At 51.4% G+C, this 16,191-nt stretch carries 23 protein-coding genes and 1 riboswitch; of the genes, 4 read left to right on the forward strand and 19 right to left on the reverse strand.

The features are described 5' to 3' along the window. Nucleotides 1-167 precede the first annotated feature (167 nt). The 16 genes from H6A13_RS10795 to H6A13_RS10870 all read right to left on the reverse strand — a co-directional run bounded on the left by H6A13_RS10795 (nt 168) and on the right by H6A13_RS10870 (nt 11,902). Complete coding sequence (locus H6A13_RS10795) at nt 168-1,085, reverse strand: mechanosensitive ion channel family protein (RefSeq protein WP_204909578.1); 918 nt, start codon at nt 1,083-1,085, stop codon at nt 168-170. A 28-nt stretch (nt 1,086-1,113) separates the two neighbouring features. Beyond that, a complete protein-coding gene (pgeF, locus tag H6A13_RS10800; protein ID WP_204909579.1) occupies nt 1,114-1,947 on the reverse strand; it encodes a peptidoglycan editing factor PgeF in 834 nt (277 codons plus the stop codon). A 10-nt stretch (nt 1,948-1,957) separates the two neighbouring features. Further along, nucleotides 1,958-2,317, reverse strand: a complete 360-nt coding sequence (locus H6A13_RS10805; RefSeq protein WP_204909580.1) for a YraN family protein — start codon at nt 2,315-2,317, stop codon at nt 1,958-1,960. A gap of 25 nt (nt 2,318-2,342) precedes the next feature. Further along, complete coding sequence (locus H6A13_RS10810) at nt 2,343-3,002, reverse strand: ribonuclease HII (RefSeq protein WP_204909581.1); 660 nt, start codon at nt 3,000-3,002, stop codon at nt 2,343-2,345. Further along, the gene (gene lepB, locus H6A13_RS10815) at nt 2,995-3,552 is read right to left on the reverse strand and encodes a signal peptidase I (protein ID WP_204909582.1); all 558 of its coding nucleotides are present in this window, start codon (nt 3,550-3,552) and stop codon (nt 2,995-2,997) included. The genes H6A13_RS10810 and lepB (H6A13_RS10815) overlap by 8 nt, the downstream gene beginning before the upstream one ends. Nucleotides 3,553-3,592: 40 nt before the next feature. Further along, nucleotides 3,593-4,441 carry a ribosome biogenesis GTPase YlqF gene (gene ylqF / locus H6A13_RS10820; protein WP_204909583.1) on the reverse strand — a complete coding sequence of 283 codons (849 nt, stop codon included), beginning with the start codon at nt 4,439-4,441 and terminating at the stop codon, nt 3,593-3,595. An 18-nt stretch (nt 4,442-4,459) separates the two neighbouring features. Beyond that, on the reverse strand, nt 4,460-5,089 hold the full coding sequence (gene lepB / locus H6A13_RS10825; protein ID WP_204909584.1) for a signal peptidase I: 630 nt from the start codon (nt 5,087-5,089) through the stop codon (nt 4,460-4,462). 67 nt (nt 5,090-5,156) lie between these two features. Next, on the reverse strand, nt 5,157-5,504 hold the full coding sequence (gene rplS / locus H6A13_RS10830; protein ID WP_204909585.1) for a 50S ribosomal protein L19: 348 nt from the start codon (nt 5,502-5,504) through the stop codon (nt 5,157-5,159). Between the two features lie 217 nt (nt 5,505-5,721). Beyond that, nucleotides 5,722-7,032 carry a phosphomethylpyrimidine synthase ThiC gene (gene thiC / locus H6A13_RS10835; protein WP_204909586.1) on the reverse strand — a complete coding sequence of 437 codons (1,311 nt, stop codon included), beginning with the start codon at nt 7,030-7,032 and terminating at the stop codon, nt 5,722-5,724. Nucleotides 7,033-7,098: 66 nt separating this feature from the next. Beyond that, a riboswitch (TPP riboswitch) is annotated at nt 7,099-7,211 on the reverse strand. 70 nt (nt 7,212-7,281) lie between these two features. Further along, nucleotides 7,282-8,016 (reverse strand): tRNA (guanosine(37)-N1)-methyltransferase TrmD, encoded by a 735-nt coding sequence (gene trmD / locus H6A13_RS10840; protein WP_204909587.1) that lies wholly within the window; start codon nt 8,014-8,016, stop codon nt 7,282-7,284. Between the two features lie 5 nt (nt 8,017-8,021). Further along, nucleotides 8,022-8,534 (reverse strand): ribosome maturation factor RimM, encoded by a 513-nt coding sequence (gene rimM, locus H6A13_RS10845; protein WP_204909588.1) that lies wholly within the window; start codon nt 8,532-8,534, stop codon nt 8,022-8,024. Nucleotides 8,535-8,606: 72 nt separating this feature from the next. After that, nucleotides 8,607-8,837: a KH domain-containing protein gene (locus H6A13_RS10850; protein WP_204909589.1), complete on the reverse strand. Its 231-nt coding sequence runs from the start codon at nt 8,835-8,837 to the stop codon at nt 8,607-8,609. Nucleotides 8,838-8,860: 23 nt separating this feature from the next. Then, the gene (gene rpsP / locus H6A13_RS10855) at nt 8,861-9,106 is read right to left on the reverse strand and encodes a 30S ribosomal protein S16 (RefSeq protein WP_204909590.1); all 246 of its coding nucleotides are present in this window, start codon (nt 9,104-9,106) and stop codon (nt 8,861-8,863) included. A 111-nt stretch (nt 9,107-9,217) separates the two neighbouring features. Next, nucleotides 9,218-10,570: a signal recognition particle protein gene (gene ffh, locus H6A13_RS10860; protein WP_204909591.1), complete on the reverse strand. Its 1,353-nt coding sequence runs from the start codon at nt 10,568-10,570 to the stop codon at nt 9,218-9,220. 1 nt (nt 10,571) lies between these two features. After that, complete coding sequence (gene ylxM, locus H6A13_RS10865) at nt 10,572-10,916, reverse strand: YlxM family DNA-binding protein (protein ID WP_338043065.1); 345 nt, start codon at nt 10,914-10,916, stop codon at nt 10,572-10,574. A gap of 92 nt (nt 10,917-11,008) precedes the next feature. Next, nucleotides 11,009-11,902 carry a S8 family peptidase gene (locus H6A13_RS10870; protein WP_338043066.1) on the reverse strand — a complete coding sequence of 298 codons (894 nt, stop codon included), beginning with the start codon at nt 11,900-11,902 and terminating at the stop codon, nt 11,009-11,011. A 122-nt stretch (nt 11,903-12,024) separates the two neighbouring features. Between H6A13_RS10870 and H6A13_RS10875 the strand changes: the two genes are divergently transcribed. Both H6A13_RS10875 and H6A13_RS10880 read left to right on the forward strand, forming a co-directional pair. Next, nucleotides 12,025-12,663: a J domain-containing protein gene (locus tag H6A13_RS10875; protein WP_204909593.1), complete on the forward strand. Its 639-nt coding sequence runs from the start codon at nt 12,025-12,027 to the stop codon at nt 12,661-12,663. A 73-nt stretch (nt 12,664-12,736) separates the two neighbouring features. Continuing rightward, on the forward strand, nt 12,737-12,973 hold the full coding sequence (locus H6A13_RS10880; RefSeq protein ID WP_204909594.1) for a chorion class high-cysteine HCB protein 13: 237 nt from the start codon (nt 12,737-12,739) through the stop codon (nt 12,971-12,973). 50 nt (nt 12,974-13,023) lie between these two features. Here the strand turns inward: H6A13_RS10880 and H6A13_RS10885 are convergent, their stop codons facing one another. Next, entirely contained in the window at nt 13,024-13,173 is a 150-nt protein-coding gene (locus H6A13_RS10885) for a hypothetical protein (RefSeq protein WP_204909595.1), read from the reverse strand. Between the two features lie 477 nt (nt 13,174-13,650). On the opposite strand from H6A13_RS10885, the gene H6A13_RS10890 reads away from it, so the two are divergent. Beyond that, nucleotides 13,651-13,923, forward strand: a complete 273-nt coding sequence (locus H6A13_RS10890) for a hypothetical protein (protein ID WP_204909596.1) — start codon at nt 13,651-13,653, stop codon at nt 13,921-13,923. Between the two features lie 96 nt (nt 13,924-14,019). Here H6A13_RS10890 and H6A13_RS10895 read toward each other — a convergent pair whose 3' ends face one another. Then, nucleotides 14,020-14,496, reverse strand: a complete 477-nt coding sequence (locus tag H6A13_RS10895) for an acyl-CoA thioesterase (RefSeq protein WP_204909597.1) — start codon at nt 14,494-14,496, stop codon at nt 14,020-14,022. 115 nt (nt 14,497-14,611) lie between these two features. On the opposite strand from H6A13_RS10895, the gene truA reads away from it, so the two are divergent. Beyond that, complete coding sequence (gene truA, locus H6A13_RS10900; RefSeq protein WP_204909598.1) at nt 14,612-15,358, forward strand: tRNA pseudouridine(38-40) synthase TruA; 747 nt, start codon at nt 14,612-14,614, stop codon at nt 15,356-15,358. On the opposite strand, the gene H6A13_RS10905 is transcribed toward truA, so the two are convergent. Continuing rightward, nucleotides 15,343-16,191: patatin-like phospholipase family protein (locus H6A13_RS10905; RefSeq protein ID WP_204909599.1), on the reverse strand; the 849-nt coding region annotated here is incomplete at its 5' end. The genes truA and H6A13_RS10905 overlap by 16 nt on opposite strands.

Genomic DNA, 16,191 nt, shown 5'->3' on the forward strand with positions numbered 1-16,191 from the left:
GCTGAAACGCCTGAAAACTCTGTCCGGATGTTAGAAAATTTAGAAGAAAAATATCCGGGAATTTGATGTGAAATCATCATAACACAGCCTGCTCCGGAAAACAAGATGCGTGAAAAAAATCTCTGGGCAATCAGAACCACCGGCTAAGCCGGTGGTTCTGATTGTTCCTACCCCTTCTCCGGCAGATGCACCGTCACCTGCTGATAAGGGATCTCAATCCCGTGCGCGTCCATCTGAAGCTTGATCTCTTCCAGGATCCTCCACTTCGTTGGCCAGAACTCCTCGTTCTTTACCCAGGCTCTTGCGCCGATCACCACTGCGCTGGCCGCCAAGTCGTCTACAAACACCTGGATATCCTCGTCTTTCATGACGCAGGGATCGTGGGTAATGATCTCTTCGATCAGCTGCTTGGCTTCCTTAAGATCCGCTTCATAAGATACCGAGATCTTCAGGTCCAGCCTGCGTTCGTCCTTGGCCGTGGCGTTGGTCAGACTGTTGTTGGTAAGAAGGCCGTTGGGGATCACAATGGTCTGGTTGTCTATGGTAGACAACTTGGTATAAAAGATCTGGATCTCTTTGACGGTTCCTTCTTTGTGATTGGTGTCCTCCACAATGTAATCTCCCACTTCAAAAGGCTTCAGAAGCAGGATCAGTACGCCGCCTGCAAAATTGGAAAGACTTCCCTGCAGGGCAAGGCCCAGCGTCAGTCCACTGGACGCCACCAGTGCAGCCACAGACGCCGTATCCACACCGAATCTTGCCGCGATACTGAAGATCAGAAGAAAATACAGGCCGTATTTTAACAGCGAATCCACAAACTGGGCCACGCCAGTATCCGCTCTGGACCGTTCAAAAGAGTGCCGGACGATCTTGCGCACCCACTTGATCAGCTGTCGTCCGACAAAGAAAAAGATCAGTGCAAAGATCACCTGCACGCCAAAGGCGATCAGCTGCGGGATATTATCCTGCAGAAACTGTGTCAGACGGCCAACCTGCTCTACCGTATCCTGTGTAACCTCCGCCACCTGCTCCGCCGTTTCTTCTCCAGTAGACGAAGCGGAGGCAAGGGAAAAATAATACCTCATCCTGTTGTTCCTCCCCGATTGAGCCCGATTATTTCAGCGCAAGAAGCGCGCTTAAGTTTCCTCGTTTCTCCCCCGTTGTCCGGTGAGAGAATAAAATATCCGGATTGCAGTGGGTGCATACATTGGTCACCGCGATATGTTCCGGCTTTACTCCCGCCTCCCGGAAAATGATCTCATTTGCCTTCCAGAGATTCAATTGATACTTACCGTTTTCTTTCCGGTAAAAAAGCTGATCCCACTGGTCTTCCCGGAAACTCTTCCGGAATGCTTCGATCACATCTTCGCTGACTTCATAGCAGTCCTGACAGATCGAAGGCCCGATGGCTGCCACCACGTCTCCTGGATCTGTCCCGTAAACGCTTTGCATCTTCTCAATGGTCACCCGGCCCATCCGGTTCACGGTTCCCCTCCATCCGGAATGGCTCAGACCGATCACCTTCTTCACCGGATCCACCAGATAAAGAGGCACGCAGTCAGCGTAAAATGTCACCAGGCAGATTCCCGGCACATCCGTCACCATACCGTCCGTCTCCAGAAACCGCTTGCCCCGGTCCTTTTCCTCTACCACGGCCACATGGACCGTATGGGTCTGGTGGGTAAATGTCATATCTTCCGGCTTCACGCCGATGGCTCCCGCCAGCCTTCTTTTATTCTCCTCCACGGCCGCCGGATCATCCCCCCTGGTCGTGCTGATGTTCATGGATGCACAGTAGCCGGTGCTGACGCCTCCAAGCCTGGTCGTAAATCCATGCTTTACCACGCCGGTCTTTTCCAGCAGAGGATAAACCAGCAGGGGAACGCCGTTTACCACACGTTCCTCCAGGATCTTCTCATCATTTTTATACCGTAATCCAAGACTCATACTCTTCTCCTTAACTGCCGGCATAGGGAAAGGCATCCCGATACAGCCGGATCTTGTTTCCTGTAATGCTTACCACATCAAACCGGCACGGGGTGTCCATCAGCCCGTGACTGGTCAGATAAAAAAGCGCGCACACAGACAATTTTCTTTGCTTCTTTGCGTCCACTGCTTCTGCCGCGTCTCCGGCTCCCGGTCCGGAGCGGTACTTCACCTCACAGAACACCAGACACTCCTGGTCTCTGGCAATGATATCAATCTCTCCTCTTCTGCATCGATAGTTATACTCCAGGATCTGATATCCCTTTGTCTCCAGATACCTGCCGGCGGTCTGTTCATATCTGGCCCCGGTCCTTCGCCGATTGTTCTCCATATTCCTCTCCTTCGATCCGCTCTGGTCAGATGTAATTGCGGATAAATGTCCGGCGGTGGATGGGCGACGGTCCAAGTCTTCGAAGCCCCTCCAGATGGGCTTTGGTCCCGTATCCCTTATTGCCTGCAAAATCATATCCCGGAATTACCTGATCGTATTCCTTCATCAGGCGGTCCCTGGTCACCTTGGCAATGATGCTTGCGGCAGCAATGGAAATGCTTTTGGCGTCTCCCTTGATGATCGGCACCTGCAGGATCTCCACCTCCGGGATCGTAACCGCGTCATTGAGAAGGATATCCGGCTTTACCTGCAGATTCTCAATCGCCATACGCATGGCCTCATAGGTGGCCTGAAGGATGTTGATCTCGTCGATCCTTGCAGGCCCCACCATGCCGATCCCCGTAGCCACGGCATGCTCCATGATCTCGTCATACAGCAGTTCTCTCTTTTTCTCGGACAATTTCTTGGAATCATTAAGATACAGGATCGTATGGTCTTTTGGCAGGATCACCGCTCCTGCCACTACCGGCCCGGCAAGCGGTCCCCTGCCAACCTCATCAATCCCGCATATATACGAACAGGACGCATACTGTTCCTCATAAACACTCATGGTCTTCAGCCGCGCCAGTTCTTTTTCCAGCTTTTCCTGCTGCTTTTTCATCCGTTCCTCTTCCCGCTTATTCATGTCTGATCACTCCGATCTTATCGAATGGATAAATGCGCACCCAGGCTCTTCCCAGCAGGTCTTCTCTGTGAAGGACGCCTACATTTGGCTCTCTGCTGTCCGTACTGTGGTTCCGGTTGTCCCCCAGGACAAAATACTCATCCGGCCCCAGCGTAATAGGCTCTGCCGCAATCCCTGCCGACTGCATGACTTCCGCCCCGTATATGTCCGAAGTAAGCTGCTGTCCGTTGATATAGACATATCCTCCCATGATCTGGATCGTCTCGCCCGGCATCCCGATGATCCGCTTGATATAGTAAGTATTTTCTTCATATTTGTATGGGAAAACAATGATATCAAACCGCTCGGGATCCTTAAAATGATAGGTCAGCTTATCCACGATCAGGTTGTCGCCGTCACTTAAAGTCGTCTCCATGGACTGTCCGCTGACCCGGGTCCTTTGTCCCACATAAGTAATGATCAGATAAGTCAGTCCTATAATGATCAGTATATATACGAGCCATCCCAGCAGTTCCCGGAAAATGCCCCGCTCTCTTCTGTGTCTTGCCATAAATGCTACAGACCCCTTTCTGACTATACAGTAGATTTTATCACACCTCGGCCGGATATTCCAGCGTCAGTCTCCCCAGTTTGCCTCCCCGGAAATCATCCAGCAGAAGAAGCGATGCCTTCCCTGTGTCCAGTTCGCTGCCCTTTAAAAGACAGTTCCTGCTAAGCGCGATTTCCTCCAGCAGACGATACACATCCTCGGACGGCTGGATCTGGTATTTCTCCTCCAGCACCCCCGGATAGGATGTGTTTAAAAAACGGATCAGTTCCGCTGCCAGCTCCTCCCGGTTCACAATCTCATCCTTGATGGAACCGATAAAGGCCAGCCGCAGACCCACGCTCTGATCTTCAAATTTAGGCCACAGGATTCCCGGCGTATCCAGAAGCTCCACCTGCTTATTCAGACGGATCCACTGCTTTCCCTTCGTAACGCCCGGCTTATTGCCAGTCTTGGCACAGGCCTTCCCGGCCAGGGAATTGATAAATGTCGATTTTCCCACGTTGGGGATCCCCACTACCATGGCCCGCACCGGCCGGTTCAGGATGCCGCGTTTGCGGTCCCTTTCAATCTTCTCCTTACAGGCTTCCTGGATCACAGCGTGTACACTCTTCATTTTCCCTGCATTTCTGGAATTCATCTGGACCACTTCAAAGCCCTTCTCCCGGAAATAAGATTCCCAGGCAGCATTCCACTTTTCCTCCGCCAGATCCGCTTTATTTAAAATGATCATCCTGGCCTTATTCTGCGCCAGCTGGTCAATATCCGGATTCCTGCTCGCAAGGGGGATCCGGGCGTCCACCAGCTCGATCACCAGGTCGATCAGCTTAATATTTTCCTGCATCATACGTTTCGCTTTGGTCATATGACCAGGATACCATTGAAACTGCATGTTCTATACTCTCCTCTGTTAATTTACAAACCCAAACTCGTCGCCCGGGGTAATGACAAACCAGGCTTTTCCATAGATATACTCCCGCTTGACATTTCCCACGTCAGCGTCCCGGCTGTCCTCGCTCTGCTCCCGGTTGTCGCCAAGCACAAAATACTCGTCGCCGGCCAGCTTCAGCTTCTCATCTACCACTCCCACATCATCAATATTGGTGGTCTCATAGTCTTCCTCCAGGCGCTCGCCATCGATATACACACGGTTCTCGATGATCTCGATAGTCTCTCCCGGGAGTCCCACAATCCGCTTGATATAATAATGATCATTTTCATTTCCCTTCGGCTTAAAAACGATCACATCCCCCCGCTTGGGCGTAGTCGCATTATATACAATACGGTTCACCAGCACCACATCCCCGTTCCGTAAGACCGGGCTCATCGAATCGCCCACCGTGCTGACCCGCTGGCCAAAATACCAGACGGCCACAAAAGCAAACAGGCAGACCACGGCGATCTCAAACACCCACTTTGCGACAACCGGAAGATACTCCCAGTTTAACCGCAGTCTCCACTTCGGTTTGATCAGGCCGGCTTTTCTCCTCTTGACTTTCCTGCGCTTCGGCTGATACCTTCGTCTATCTGTACGTTTCATCCTATCACCCTGAATATCAGAAAAAGGACAAGATACAAGCTGTATTTGTCCTTTTTTCCGTTCTCAACTATTTTACTAATTCTTTTACCTTTGCCTTCTTGCCGACACGGTTTCTTAAGTAGTTCAGTTTTGCTCTTCTGACTTTACCTCTTCTGACAACCTCTACTCTCTCCACGTTCGGGGAATGCAGCGGCCATGTCTTCTCAACACCGATTCCGTTAGAATTCTTTCTAACAGTGAAAGTCTCTCTGGAACCGCCGCCCTGTCTCTTCAGAACAGTACCTTCGAAAACCTGGATTCTCTCACGGTTGCCTTCCTTGATCTTTCCATATACCTTTACAGTGTCTCCAACATGGAATTCCGGAGCAGCTTCCTTCAGCTGAGCTGCTTCAATATTCTTGATAATCTCGTTCATACTGCGTGACCTCCTTCATTCATCGGATGTTCATAAATACATACGTACCAGAGGACCATCTCCCTTTTCTTCACAGCGTATATTAGTTTACCATATGTAAGAAAAGAATGCAAGTGGTTTTTTCCGGGGACTGTTTGGGACGTAGACCTTTGCAAAAGGTCTACGTCCCAAATGGCAATTTGCCCTGTACCTTTTTGTAATTAAGGGTGTACCCTTACTACAATATGTCTATATATTCTCCTGCCAGAGCCTTATTCATACTGCGAACTGCACAAAATTTTCCGCACATGCTGCAGGTGTCGCTGTGATCGTCTTCCGGACTTCTGCTGTCGCGGATCGCGCGTGCGGTCTCCGGGTCGAGGGCGCAGGCGAACTGTTCTTCCCAGTCCAGTTTTCTTCTTGCGTCAGCCATCCGGTCGTCGATCTCCCGGGCTCCGGGGATGCCTTTGGCGATGTCTGCCGCATGGGCCGCGATCTTGGAGGCGATGATGCCCTGTTTTACGTCGTCTACGTTGGGAAGGGCCAGATGCTCGGCCGGTGTTACATAGCACAGGAAAGCTGCTCCGCTCATGGCTGCTACCGCCCCGCCGATGGCGCCGGTGATGTGGTCATAGCCGGGCGCGATGTCGGTGACCAGAGGTCCCAGTACGTAGAACGGTGCGCCCATGCAGATGCTTTTTTGCACTTCCATATTGGCTGCCACCTGGTTGAGCGGCACATGCCCCGGCCCCTCGACCATCACCTGCACGTTGTGGTCCCAGGCCCGTTTGGTCAGCTCGCCCAGCCGCACCAGTTCCTCGATCTGGCACACATCTGTGGCATCTGCAAGGCAGCCCGGCCGGCAGGCGTCTCCCAGGGAAATGGTCACGTCATATTCTTCGCAGATATCCAGGATCTGATCATAATATTCGTAAAACGGATTCTCTTCTCCGGTCATGCTCATCCAGGCAAATACCAGACTTCCGCCCCGGCTTACGATATTCATTTTTCTCTTATGCTTCTTGATCTGCTCAATGGTCTTGCGGGTGATGCCGCAGTGCAGGGTCACAAAATCCACTCCGTCTTCTGCATGAAGCCGGATCACGTCGATAAAATCCTGGGCGGTCAAAGTTGCCAGATCTCTCTGATAGTGGATCACACTGTCGTAAACCGGAACGGTGCCGATCATCACCGGGCATTCCTTTGTCAGTTTCTGCCGGAACGGCTGGGTATTGCCGTGGCTGGAAAGGTCCATAATGGCCTCCGCGCCCAGTTCTACCGCGCTCATCACTTTCTTCATCTCGATATCATAATCTTTGCAGTCCCTGGAGACTCCCAGATTGACATTGATCTTGGTGCGAAGCATACTGCCGATGCCCTCCGGATCCAGGCACTCGTGCCGCTTGTTGGCGCAGATCGCCACTTTTCCTTCCGCCACCAGCTTCATCAGAGTTTCCTCCGGCATATGCTCCTTTTGCGCCACCCGTTTCATCTGGGGCGTCAGGATCCCTTTTCTTGCTGCATCCATCTGTGTTGTGTAACTGCTCATCACTCTTACCTCCATCTCATATGCAGGAACCAAAAAACAGAGGTCCGTAAGGGAACCTCTGTCACATCTCTCCTTGGTATTGATCCCTACGTTGGCATTATCCAAATCAGGTTGCGGGTCGAAGCGAAGGAAACGCTTCCTCTCAGCCGGCTCTTTTGCCAGCTCCCCGTTTTTTCTTTTAGGAACACTATTTGTATTCCATGTCTACTTTCTTATTATAATCTGATAGAATGGTTTTTTCAACCCGCTTTATTCTTCTTCCATCACTTTTCTTGCCAGTTCCCGCTCCGCCTTTGTTAGCTCCGCCTTTGCAAGAAGGTCCGGCCGGTTCTTCGCTGTGCGGATCACCGACTGCTCCCGCCTCCACTTCTCAATGTTGGCATGGTGGCCGGACAAGAGCACCTCCGGCACCCGTTTCTCGTGCCACACCTCGGGCCTGGAATACTGGGGGTATTCCAGCAGATGATCCTGGAAACTTTCAAATTCCGCCGACACGTCATTGTGAAGGACGCCCGGCACCAGCCGGGAGATGGCATCCACCATGATCATGGCCGGCAGCTCTCCGCCGGTCAGCACATAGTCGCCGATAGACACATAATCTGTGACGATCTCCTCCAGGACCCGTTCATCAATGCCTTCGTAATGGCCGCACAGAAAGACCAGGTCTTCTTCCATGGCAAACTCCTCGGCCATCCCCTGATGAAAGGTTTTTCCCTGGGGCGAAAGGTAGACCACTCTTGGCTTCTTCCCGATCCGCTCTTCCAGCGCCTGATAGCACTGGCACACAGGCTCCGCCTGCATCAGCATCCCCGCGCCGCCGCCGTAAGGGTAATCATCCACGCTGTTGTGTTTATTAAAGGCATAATCGCGGATATTCACTGCCTCGATATGAAGGAGCCCGCTGTTTACGGCCCGCCCGATGATACTGGTGTGAAGGCCGTCCATCACCATCTCGGGAAATAAAGTCATAATATAAAAATTCATTTTCGCTACTCCTGTACCAGTCCGTCCATCAGATGGACGGTCATCTTTCCTTCTGCAACGTCAACCTTGCGGATGCATTCCTTAATGGCCGGCACCAGCACTTCTCCATGGGAAATGCTGTCAATGACATACACGTCGTTGGCGCCCGTCTCCATTACATCTTTCAGGGTTCCAAAGGCTTTTCCGTCCTCGGTCTCCACCTGCATGCCGATCATGTCGGCGATATAGTACTCGTCTTCCTCCAGAGGCACCGCGTCCTCTCTTGGCACAAGGAGCGGGCATCTGCGGAACCGTTCCACTTCATTGATAGTATCCAGCCCCTTGAATTTGACGATCACAAATTGCTTGAAAAATTTTACGCCCTGGATCTCAAGCGGGAGTTTTTCCCTTCCCGTATCCAGAAATATTTTTTTCAGATCCCGGAATCTTCCGGCATCGTCTGTCGTAGGAAATACCTTGACCTCTCCGCGGATACCGTGGGTCTGGGTCACTACGCCTACCTGCAGTAATTCTTCCATAGTTCTCTCCATTTAATAAGGCAGACCCTTCTTACGGTGTCTGCCCTGTAATGAATGGGCTCTCCCATTCCATTAATCCATAATGTCTACGATGACTTTCTTATCTTCCTTCGCAGCGGCTGCTTTTACCACCTGACGGATAGCTTTCGCGATACGTCCCTGCTTGCCGATCACTTTTCCCATATCGGAATCAGCGACACGGATCTCCAGGATCGTGGACTTTTTGTCCTCCCGCTCCGTTACCACTACGCTGTCCGGATCATCAACCAGTGCTTTTGTGATCACTTCAACTAATTCTTTCATCGTGCGCACCTCCAAAGTATGCTTTATTTCTCAATACCTGCCACTTTAAAGATCTTGCTGACAGTCTCTGTCGGCTGTGCACCGTTAGCCAGCCACTTCTTAGCTGCCTCCTCGTCTACTTTGATCGCGCTGGGCTCGCAGTTCGGATCATAGGTTCCGATCTCATCAATGAACTTTCCGTCTCTCGGGGATCTGGAATCAGCCACGATGATTCTATAGAAAGGAGCCTTCTTCTGTCCCATTCTTCTTAATCTGATTTTTACTGCCATTGTTCTTTACCTCCGTAAATTTAAAATATTTTATGTGTGATCGCCGGAAGGCTTTTCTCTGTATGCCCCGGCATAATTTATATAACGCGTCCTTACGCGATATACCGTTAGTTAAAAGGGAAAACGCAGTCTTCCTTTTCTTGCGCTCTTGCCAAAGGTCTTCATCAGCTTGCGCATCTCGCCAAACTGTTTGACCATGCGGTTGACTTCGCTGATGTCCACGCCGGCGCCTTTTGCGATCCGGTGCTTTCTGGATGGGTTTAAGAGATCCGGATCTCTTCTCTCCGCCGGGGTCATGGAATAGATCATGGCCTCGATCCGCGCCAGGCTCTTTTCGGCCTGCGCCGTCTGCTCATCATCCAGGTTCTTCATCTTCATGCCGCCCATGGCTCCAAGGCCCGGCATCATGCTCATGATATTTCCAAGTCCGCCCATGTTACGCATCTGCTTCATACTTTCCAGATAGTCGTCAAAGTCAAACTGGGCTTTCTTCATCTTCTGGGTCATCTGTCTGGCCTTTTCCTCGTCGATCTGGGCCTCTGCCTTTTCAATGAGGGAAAGGACGTCTCCCATGCCTAAGATCCTGGACGCCATCCGGTCCGGATGGAACTGTTCCAGATCTGAGAGCTTCTCGCCCATACCTGCATAGAAAATGGGCTTGCCGGTCACGGCTTTAACGGACAGGGCCGCTCCGCCCCGGGTGTCGCCGTCCAGCTTGGTGATGATCACGCCGTCAATGCCGATCTTATCGTTGAATTCTTTTGCCACATTAACCGCATCCTGTCCGGTCATGGCGTCTATCACCAGAATGGTCTGGTGTACCGTCACCGCTTCCTTGATCTCCTGCAGCTCGCCCATCATATCTTCATCGATATGGAGCCGTCCTGCCGTATCCAGGATCACGATGTTATGGCCGTTTTTTCTGGCATGCTCCAGCGCCGCTTTCGCGATGTTGGCGGGCTTATTGTTTTCGCCCATGGCGAAGACTTCCACGCCCTGCTTCTCACCATTGACCTGCAACTGTTTGATGGCCGCCGGACGGTACACGTCACAGGCAACCAGAAGGGGCTTCTTTCCCTTCAGTTTATATTTTCCGGCCAGCTTGGCCGTGGTCGTGGTCTTACCGGCTCCCTGAAGACCTGCCATCATGATCACAGTGATGGCGCTTCCTGGCTGCAGCTGGATGTCGGTGGTCTCCGAGCCCATCAGCTCTACCAGTTCTTCGTTGACGATCTTGATCACCATCTGGCCCGGGTTCAGTCCGCTCATCACATCCTGTCCGATGGCCCGTTCCTGGACCTTCTTGATGAAATCCTTGACCACCTTGAAGTTGACGTCCGCCGCCAGAAGCGCGCGCTTGATCTCTTTGAGCGCTTCTTTGACGTCGTCTTCGGTCAGTCTGCCTTTGCTGCGCAGATTTTTGAATATATTCTGAAGTTTTTCTGTCAAGCTGTCAAATGCCATGTTATAACTCCTCTAAGATCTCGTCCGAGACTGCCCGGATCTTCGCAGTCAGACCGGTCGTATCCTGCTCTTCATACTCTTCCAGCAGTTCGTCGATCTGCCGGATCTTTGTTCTTATATTCAGGAACCGCTCCACCAGATGCAGTTTTTCTTCATAGCCTTTCAGCGTCTGAGTGCATCTTCGGATCAGGTCGTGCACGCCCTGCCGGCTGATACCGGCCTCTTTTGCGATCTCTCCCAGGGAAAGATCTTCCTGGATAAACTGGCCGTAGATCTCTTTCTGGTGTTCGGTCAGAAGCTCTCCGTAAAAATCAAAGAGCAGCGCCTGTTCCAATATCTCATTCACTTTTATCACCTGTGCTATCATACACGAAAACCGAAGAGGTGTCAAGGGTTTTTTCTTGACACCTTTATTTTCTTACAGACCAGAGCTTTGCGTCAATGCAGGAAATGTTTTACGTCCAGGCACCGCTCTCCTTTTCCCCCTTCTGTTTTAAGGGCGGTCTGCAGCAGCCGGAGCTTAACTTCTGTATTGGAAGCTTCGGGATATTTACAAAGGTACAGCGCCGCGGCCCCGCAGACCACGGGAGCCGCCATGGAAGTCCCGCTTTTAGCCGTATAATATCCGCTTCTCCTGCCAGGCCGGTGGCTGCAGGAGCGGATCAGGTATCCGGGTGCAAAAAGATCCGGCTTTACTACGCATTCCCTGGTGGGGCCTCTTCCGGAACAGTTCAGCACTCCGGTACCGGTCTTTAAGGCTCCCACGGTAATGATCTTGCGGCTGGTGCCCGGCACAGCCACGGATCCTTCCCCGGGGCCCTGATTGCCGGCGGACACGGTGACCACCAGATTTTGGTCCCAGAGCATCTCCACTGCTGACAGCAGACGCCGTTCCTTTTCTTCTCCCAGGCCGGATTTGGCCCCCACGGAGATATTGACCACCCGGATGCCAAGACGGGCAGCGTTCTCCTCCACCCACCGGATCCCCCGCAGGATATCCTCTATACTCCCCTCCCCCTTTTCGTCCAGCACCTTCAGGATCACAAGCTCCGCCTCTGGAGCCATTCCCGCAAGGAGGCCTCCGGACATCCGGCCGTCTCCAGCCAGGATCCCGGCCACATGCGTCCCGTGGCCGCTGTCATCATAGGGCTGCCGGAGTTGCTTCTTTCCCTTTGTCAGATCTAAAAACACCCGGACCCGTCCCCGGAAATCCGGATGCGGAGCGAGGCCGGTATCCAGCACCGCCGCAGTCACGCCTTTTCCCAGACATTTCCCGGAAAAAGTATCGTCGCACCAGTAACGGACCAGTTGTCTGACACGGTCCATATGCATCACTCAAATATCCTTTTTTATCAGAATATTCCGAATTATATCCTTCCGCAACCTTCTATTGAATTTCCCATGGTTTTGTCGTACTATAAATGGCACAGGGGAATTTGTAAGGGGAGGATATCATGGAAGAAAATAACTACTATGAGATATTAGGGGTGTCTGTAACGGCCACTGTCGAAGAAATCACAGCTGCAAAGAACGCGCTGGCCAAGCGGTTTCATCCGGACGCCAATCTAAGGAACGGCATAGATACCACCCGGCAGATGCAGGAGATCCTGGAAGCCTACCGCGTACTCTCGGACCCGGACAGGCGGGCGGAGTATGACCGCAAGCTGAAGGGACGGCGCTCAGTGATGCAGACCTTTGATCTGCGGGAATCTGCCGATGCCGGTGAAGACGGCGGGGAGACCGGATTCGTCACATACTGGAAATCAGCCAATGATCTTTACGACATTATCTGCGAAAGCGATCTTCTCTTTAAGGAGCATCACCGCAGTCCCCGGCTGGCCAAGTTATCCATGGACGCGATCCGTCATGTGCTTACCCTGCGGGGCGCCCAGATCCCGGAACGCTACTGGCATCCGGACATTATGAACTGGCTTTTGTTCACCTGGTACAAAAACCGGAACATCACCATTTCCTATCTCCTCACCCTCTATGATGAACATGTGAAGAAAAGCGTCTCTGCCCTGGACAGGCTGAGACTTCAGAAAAAATCCTATCACTTCCAGCATTCCGTCAAACGGCTGGTCAAATATTAAAAACAGGCCATTTCACACATTGATGTCCTTTGCATATTATGTACTGTAAACATCAATATCGGAGGATTCTAACATGAGTGATTTAAGTGCTACCAACTGTGGATGCGGCTGCGATTCTGCAATGTCAAGAGGAGGCTGCGGCTTTGGCGACAACAGCTGCCTGTGGATCATCCTTCTTCTGTGCTGCTGCGGCGGCGGATTTGGCGGCAATGGCTGTGGCAACGACAACTGTCTGTGGATCATCCTTCTTCTGTGCTGCTGCGGCGGCTTCGGCGGCAACGGCGGATGCGGATGTGGATGCGACTGCTGATCTTTCAGCCGGCAAACAGGCGGCGGGGTAAAACATCCCGCCGCCTGTTTTTATTTTCCTCTGTGCTGATACCGGTTCAGATGGGACTGCCTGCTTTTCTCCTTTTCCTTTGGATCCTGCGTTTTTATTTTCTTTTTCAACATACAGGACTCGTCAAGCTCATATACCTCATTGCCGTCAATGATCAGACGCCTTTCCATTTCTGCTCCTCCTTTTTGAAGTGTTCCTACCTATAATATATGTTTCCATGTTTCATATTTCTTATACAGCCGGCATATAAATGGTACCAGGGTCCAAATGTCAGGCAAGGAGAATCCTTATGAAACCAGAAACGCCCAGGCTTATGACGCCTTTCGACGATCTTGTCACTCCGCCGGGGCTGTACGCACTGAAGCTCATGCTTCCCTATCTTCCGCCCCGTTTCCAGCATCATCTGGCTGTATATATCAAATTCACAGAATTCACCCGCACGATCAGATATTTCCGGGGATTCCCTTCATCCTCCGGATGTTCTCCCTCCTCCGGGGCAGAGATCTTTCATGAACTCAAACGATATATGAGCCAGGAAGAGCAGGATACTTTTGAACAGATGGAGTCCATGATGAATATGATGGAAATGATGCAGCAGGCAGATACGGCTGATTTTATGCAGGATATTATGAAAGGAGCATTCTGTGATGAACGAATGGATCAACCACCCGATGATGAAAGATATGGATCCGGTGAAGCTGGAACTGATCAAAAATGCCGCCAGCCGGACCCGCGGCAAGAGCGGGAAGGCGCTTGCGCCCGTGATGATGGCGCTGATTACCGGTGCCAATAAGAAGGGCATCCGCTTCACTCCGGAAGAGATGGACCTGATCCTGTCCATAATAAAAGAAGGAAAGCCAAAAGAAGAACAGGCAAAGATCGACCAGATGGTCAAAATGATGCACGGGTTTCTACATTAATTCGATTGGGGACGGGGGATTTCTGGAAATCCCCCGTCCCCAATCGAATTATCCACATAAAAATGTGGATAATTCGAAAAAAAATGTGGAGATCTTTTAGATCCCCACTTCTTTTCGCATCATCCGTACTTCTTTTCGGAGCTTTGCTTTTTCCCATTCTTCTTTTTCTTCGTCTGTCTCCAGTTCCAGTCTTGGCACCCTGCAGGGCTTGTCGTTATCGTCCAGGGCTACCATGGAAAAGTAGGCCCGGTTGATGGGTGTGCGCACGCCGTCTAGATCTTCCACATAAGAATCTACCCGTACTTCCATGGAGGTATTTCCCACGTAGGTGATCTTTCCGCAGATCACGACCACGTCTCTCTGATATGCGCCTTTCAGAAAGCGAAGGTTATCTACGGACGCGGTGGTCACGTTCATATGGGAATGGCGCTTTGCCACCAGGCCAGCCAGCTCGTCAATCCACTGCATCAGCACGCCGCCGAACAGCCGCCCTGCGGCATTGAGGTGATTGGGGCGCACGATGTGAAGGGTTTCCGCCGCCGAGTCCGATACTTTTTTGAATGTTTCGCTCATCGCTTTTCCTCCGTATGTCTATTTCTTAGATTTTTATTACATTTCCCGCAGTGCTCTTTCATTATAGCATAAGATTTGCTATACTAAAACTGATTTCTACGAAAGGATGTCTGCTATGAGAAATATTAAACTTACGATAGAGTATGACGGCAGCCGCTACCAGGGCTGGACCCGTCTTGGTAAAAATGAATCGAACAATACGATTTCCAATAAAATCATTGAAGTGTTAAAAAAGATGACCGGGGAATACCTGATCGAACTGAACTGCGGATGCCGCACAGAGGCCGGCGTACACGCCTATGCGCAGGTTGCCAATTTCAAGACCGAATGTGACATGCCCCTGCCGGAGATCAAGCATTATCTTAACCGGTATCTCCCCATGGATATTGCCATCACGGAAGTGGAGGAAGTGCCGGAGCGGTTCCATGCCCAGATGAACGCTTCTTCCAAAACCTATCTTTACCGCATGACCATTGATGACGTGCCCAGTGTCTTTGACCGGAAATATACCTTCCACTGCTACCACATCCCGGACAAGAACCTGATGCAGCAGGCCGCTCTTCTCCTGGTCGGGAAGCACGATTTTTATAACTTTTCTTCCGCCAAAAAGAGCAAAAACACGGAGCGCGAGATTTACGACATCCAGATCTATGGTGATACCGAGGAAATGCAGATCATGATCCGGGCGGATGATTTTCTCCACAACATGGCAAGATTTCTTGTCAGCATCCTGCTGGACATCGGATTTGGCATGCGTAAAAAAGAAGATATCGAGGACATCTTCTCCGGCATCCAGTATCCGGGAGAGCCCTGCGACCCCAAAGGGCTGTATCTGCAGGAGATCACCTATTCTTCCAGATAAGCCTGCAGCGCCTGATACTGCCGCTTCATCAGCCGGTATCCGTGCTCATAAAAATGCATCAGCGCATCATAATCTTTCTCAAGCCTGGAGACTGTGGGGATCAGCGGACGGATCACGTAGATCTTTCCCTCGTCCTCCAGCTTCTCCACCAGCTTCATCTGCTGATTATAGACTTCATTTCGCCGGATGGTGGTCCGCACCAGATTCGGATATTTCTTATATGCCCGCTTATAAAGCGCCTTCACCCCTGGAGACACCGGTTTCTTGCGGTAACCCGGATTCCGGGTCAGCACCAGGATGATCTTCTCATTTCCAAGCTTCATAGCCCGTTTCACAGGAATGGAGTCCGCCAGACCGCCGTCCAGATACGGCACCCCGTCTACATTTACCATAGGAGACAAAAGAGGAAGACTGCTGGACGCCCGGCAGATTTTCATCAGACGGTTCCTGTCTTTGCGTTCTGTCATATATTCCGCCTGTCCGGTCTCACAGTTGGTGGTCACGATCTCGCACTCTGTCTCCGATCCAAAATACGTTTCATAATCAAAAGGGAAAATCTCATTGGGATATTTGTCAAACACCATATCCATATCCAGAATGCTCTTCTCCTTGATAAATTTCCGGAGATCGTGATAATAATCGTATTCCTTTTCTTTATGGATCATGCAGTCTCTTGTCCTGCCGATCTGTTTTGACACATAATCCACCCCGTTGCAGGATCCTGCGGACACGCCGATCACATGAGAGGTGTAAAAATCCTGTTCCATCAGATAATCAAGGACGCCGGAGGTAAATACCCCTCTGGTGGCGCCGCCTTCTAATACCATAGTCGC

The sequence above is a fragment of the Mordavella massiliensis genome (genome assembly GCF_016902415.1).
GTDB classification, from domain to species: domain Bacteria; phylum Bacillota; class Clostridia; order Lachnospirales; family Lachnospiraceae; genus Merdimonas; species Merdimonas faecigallinarum.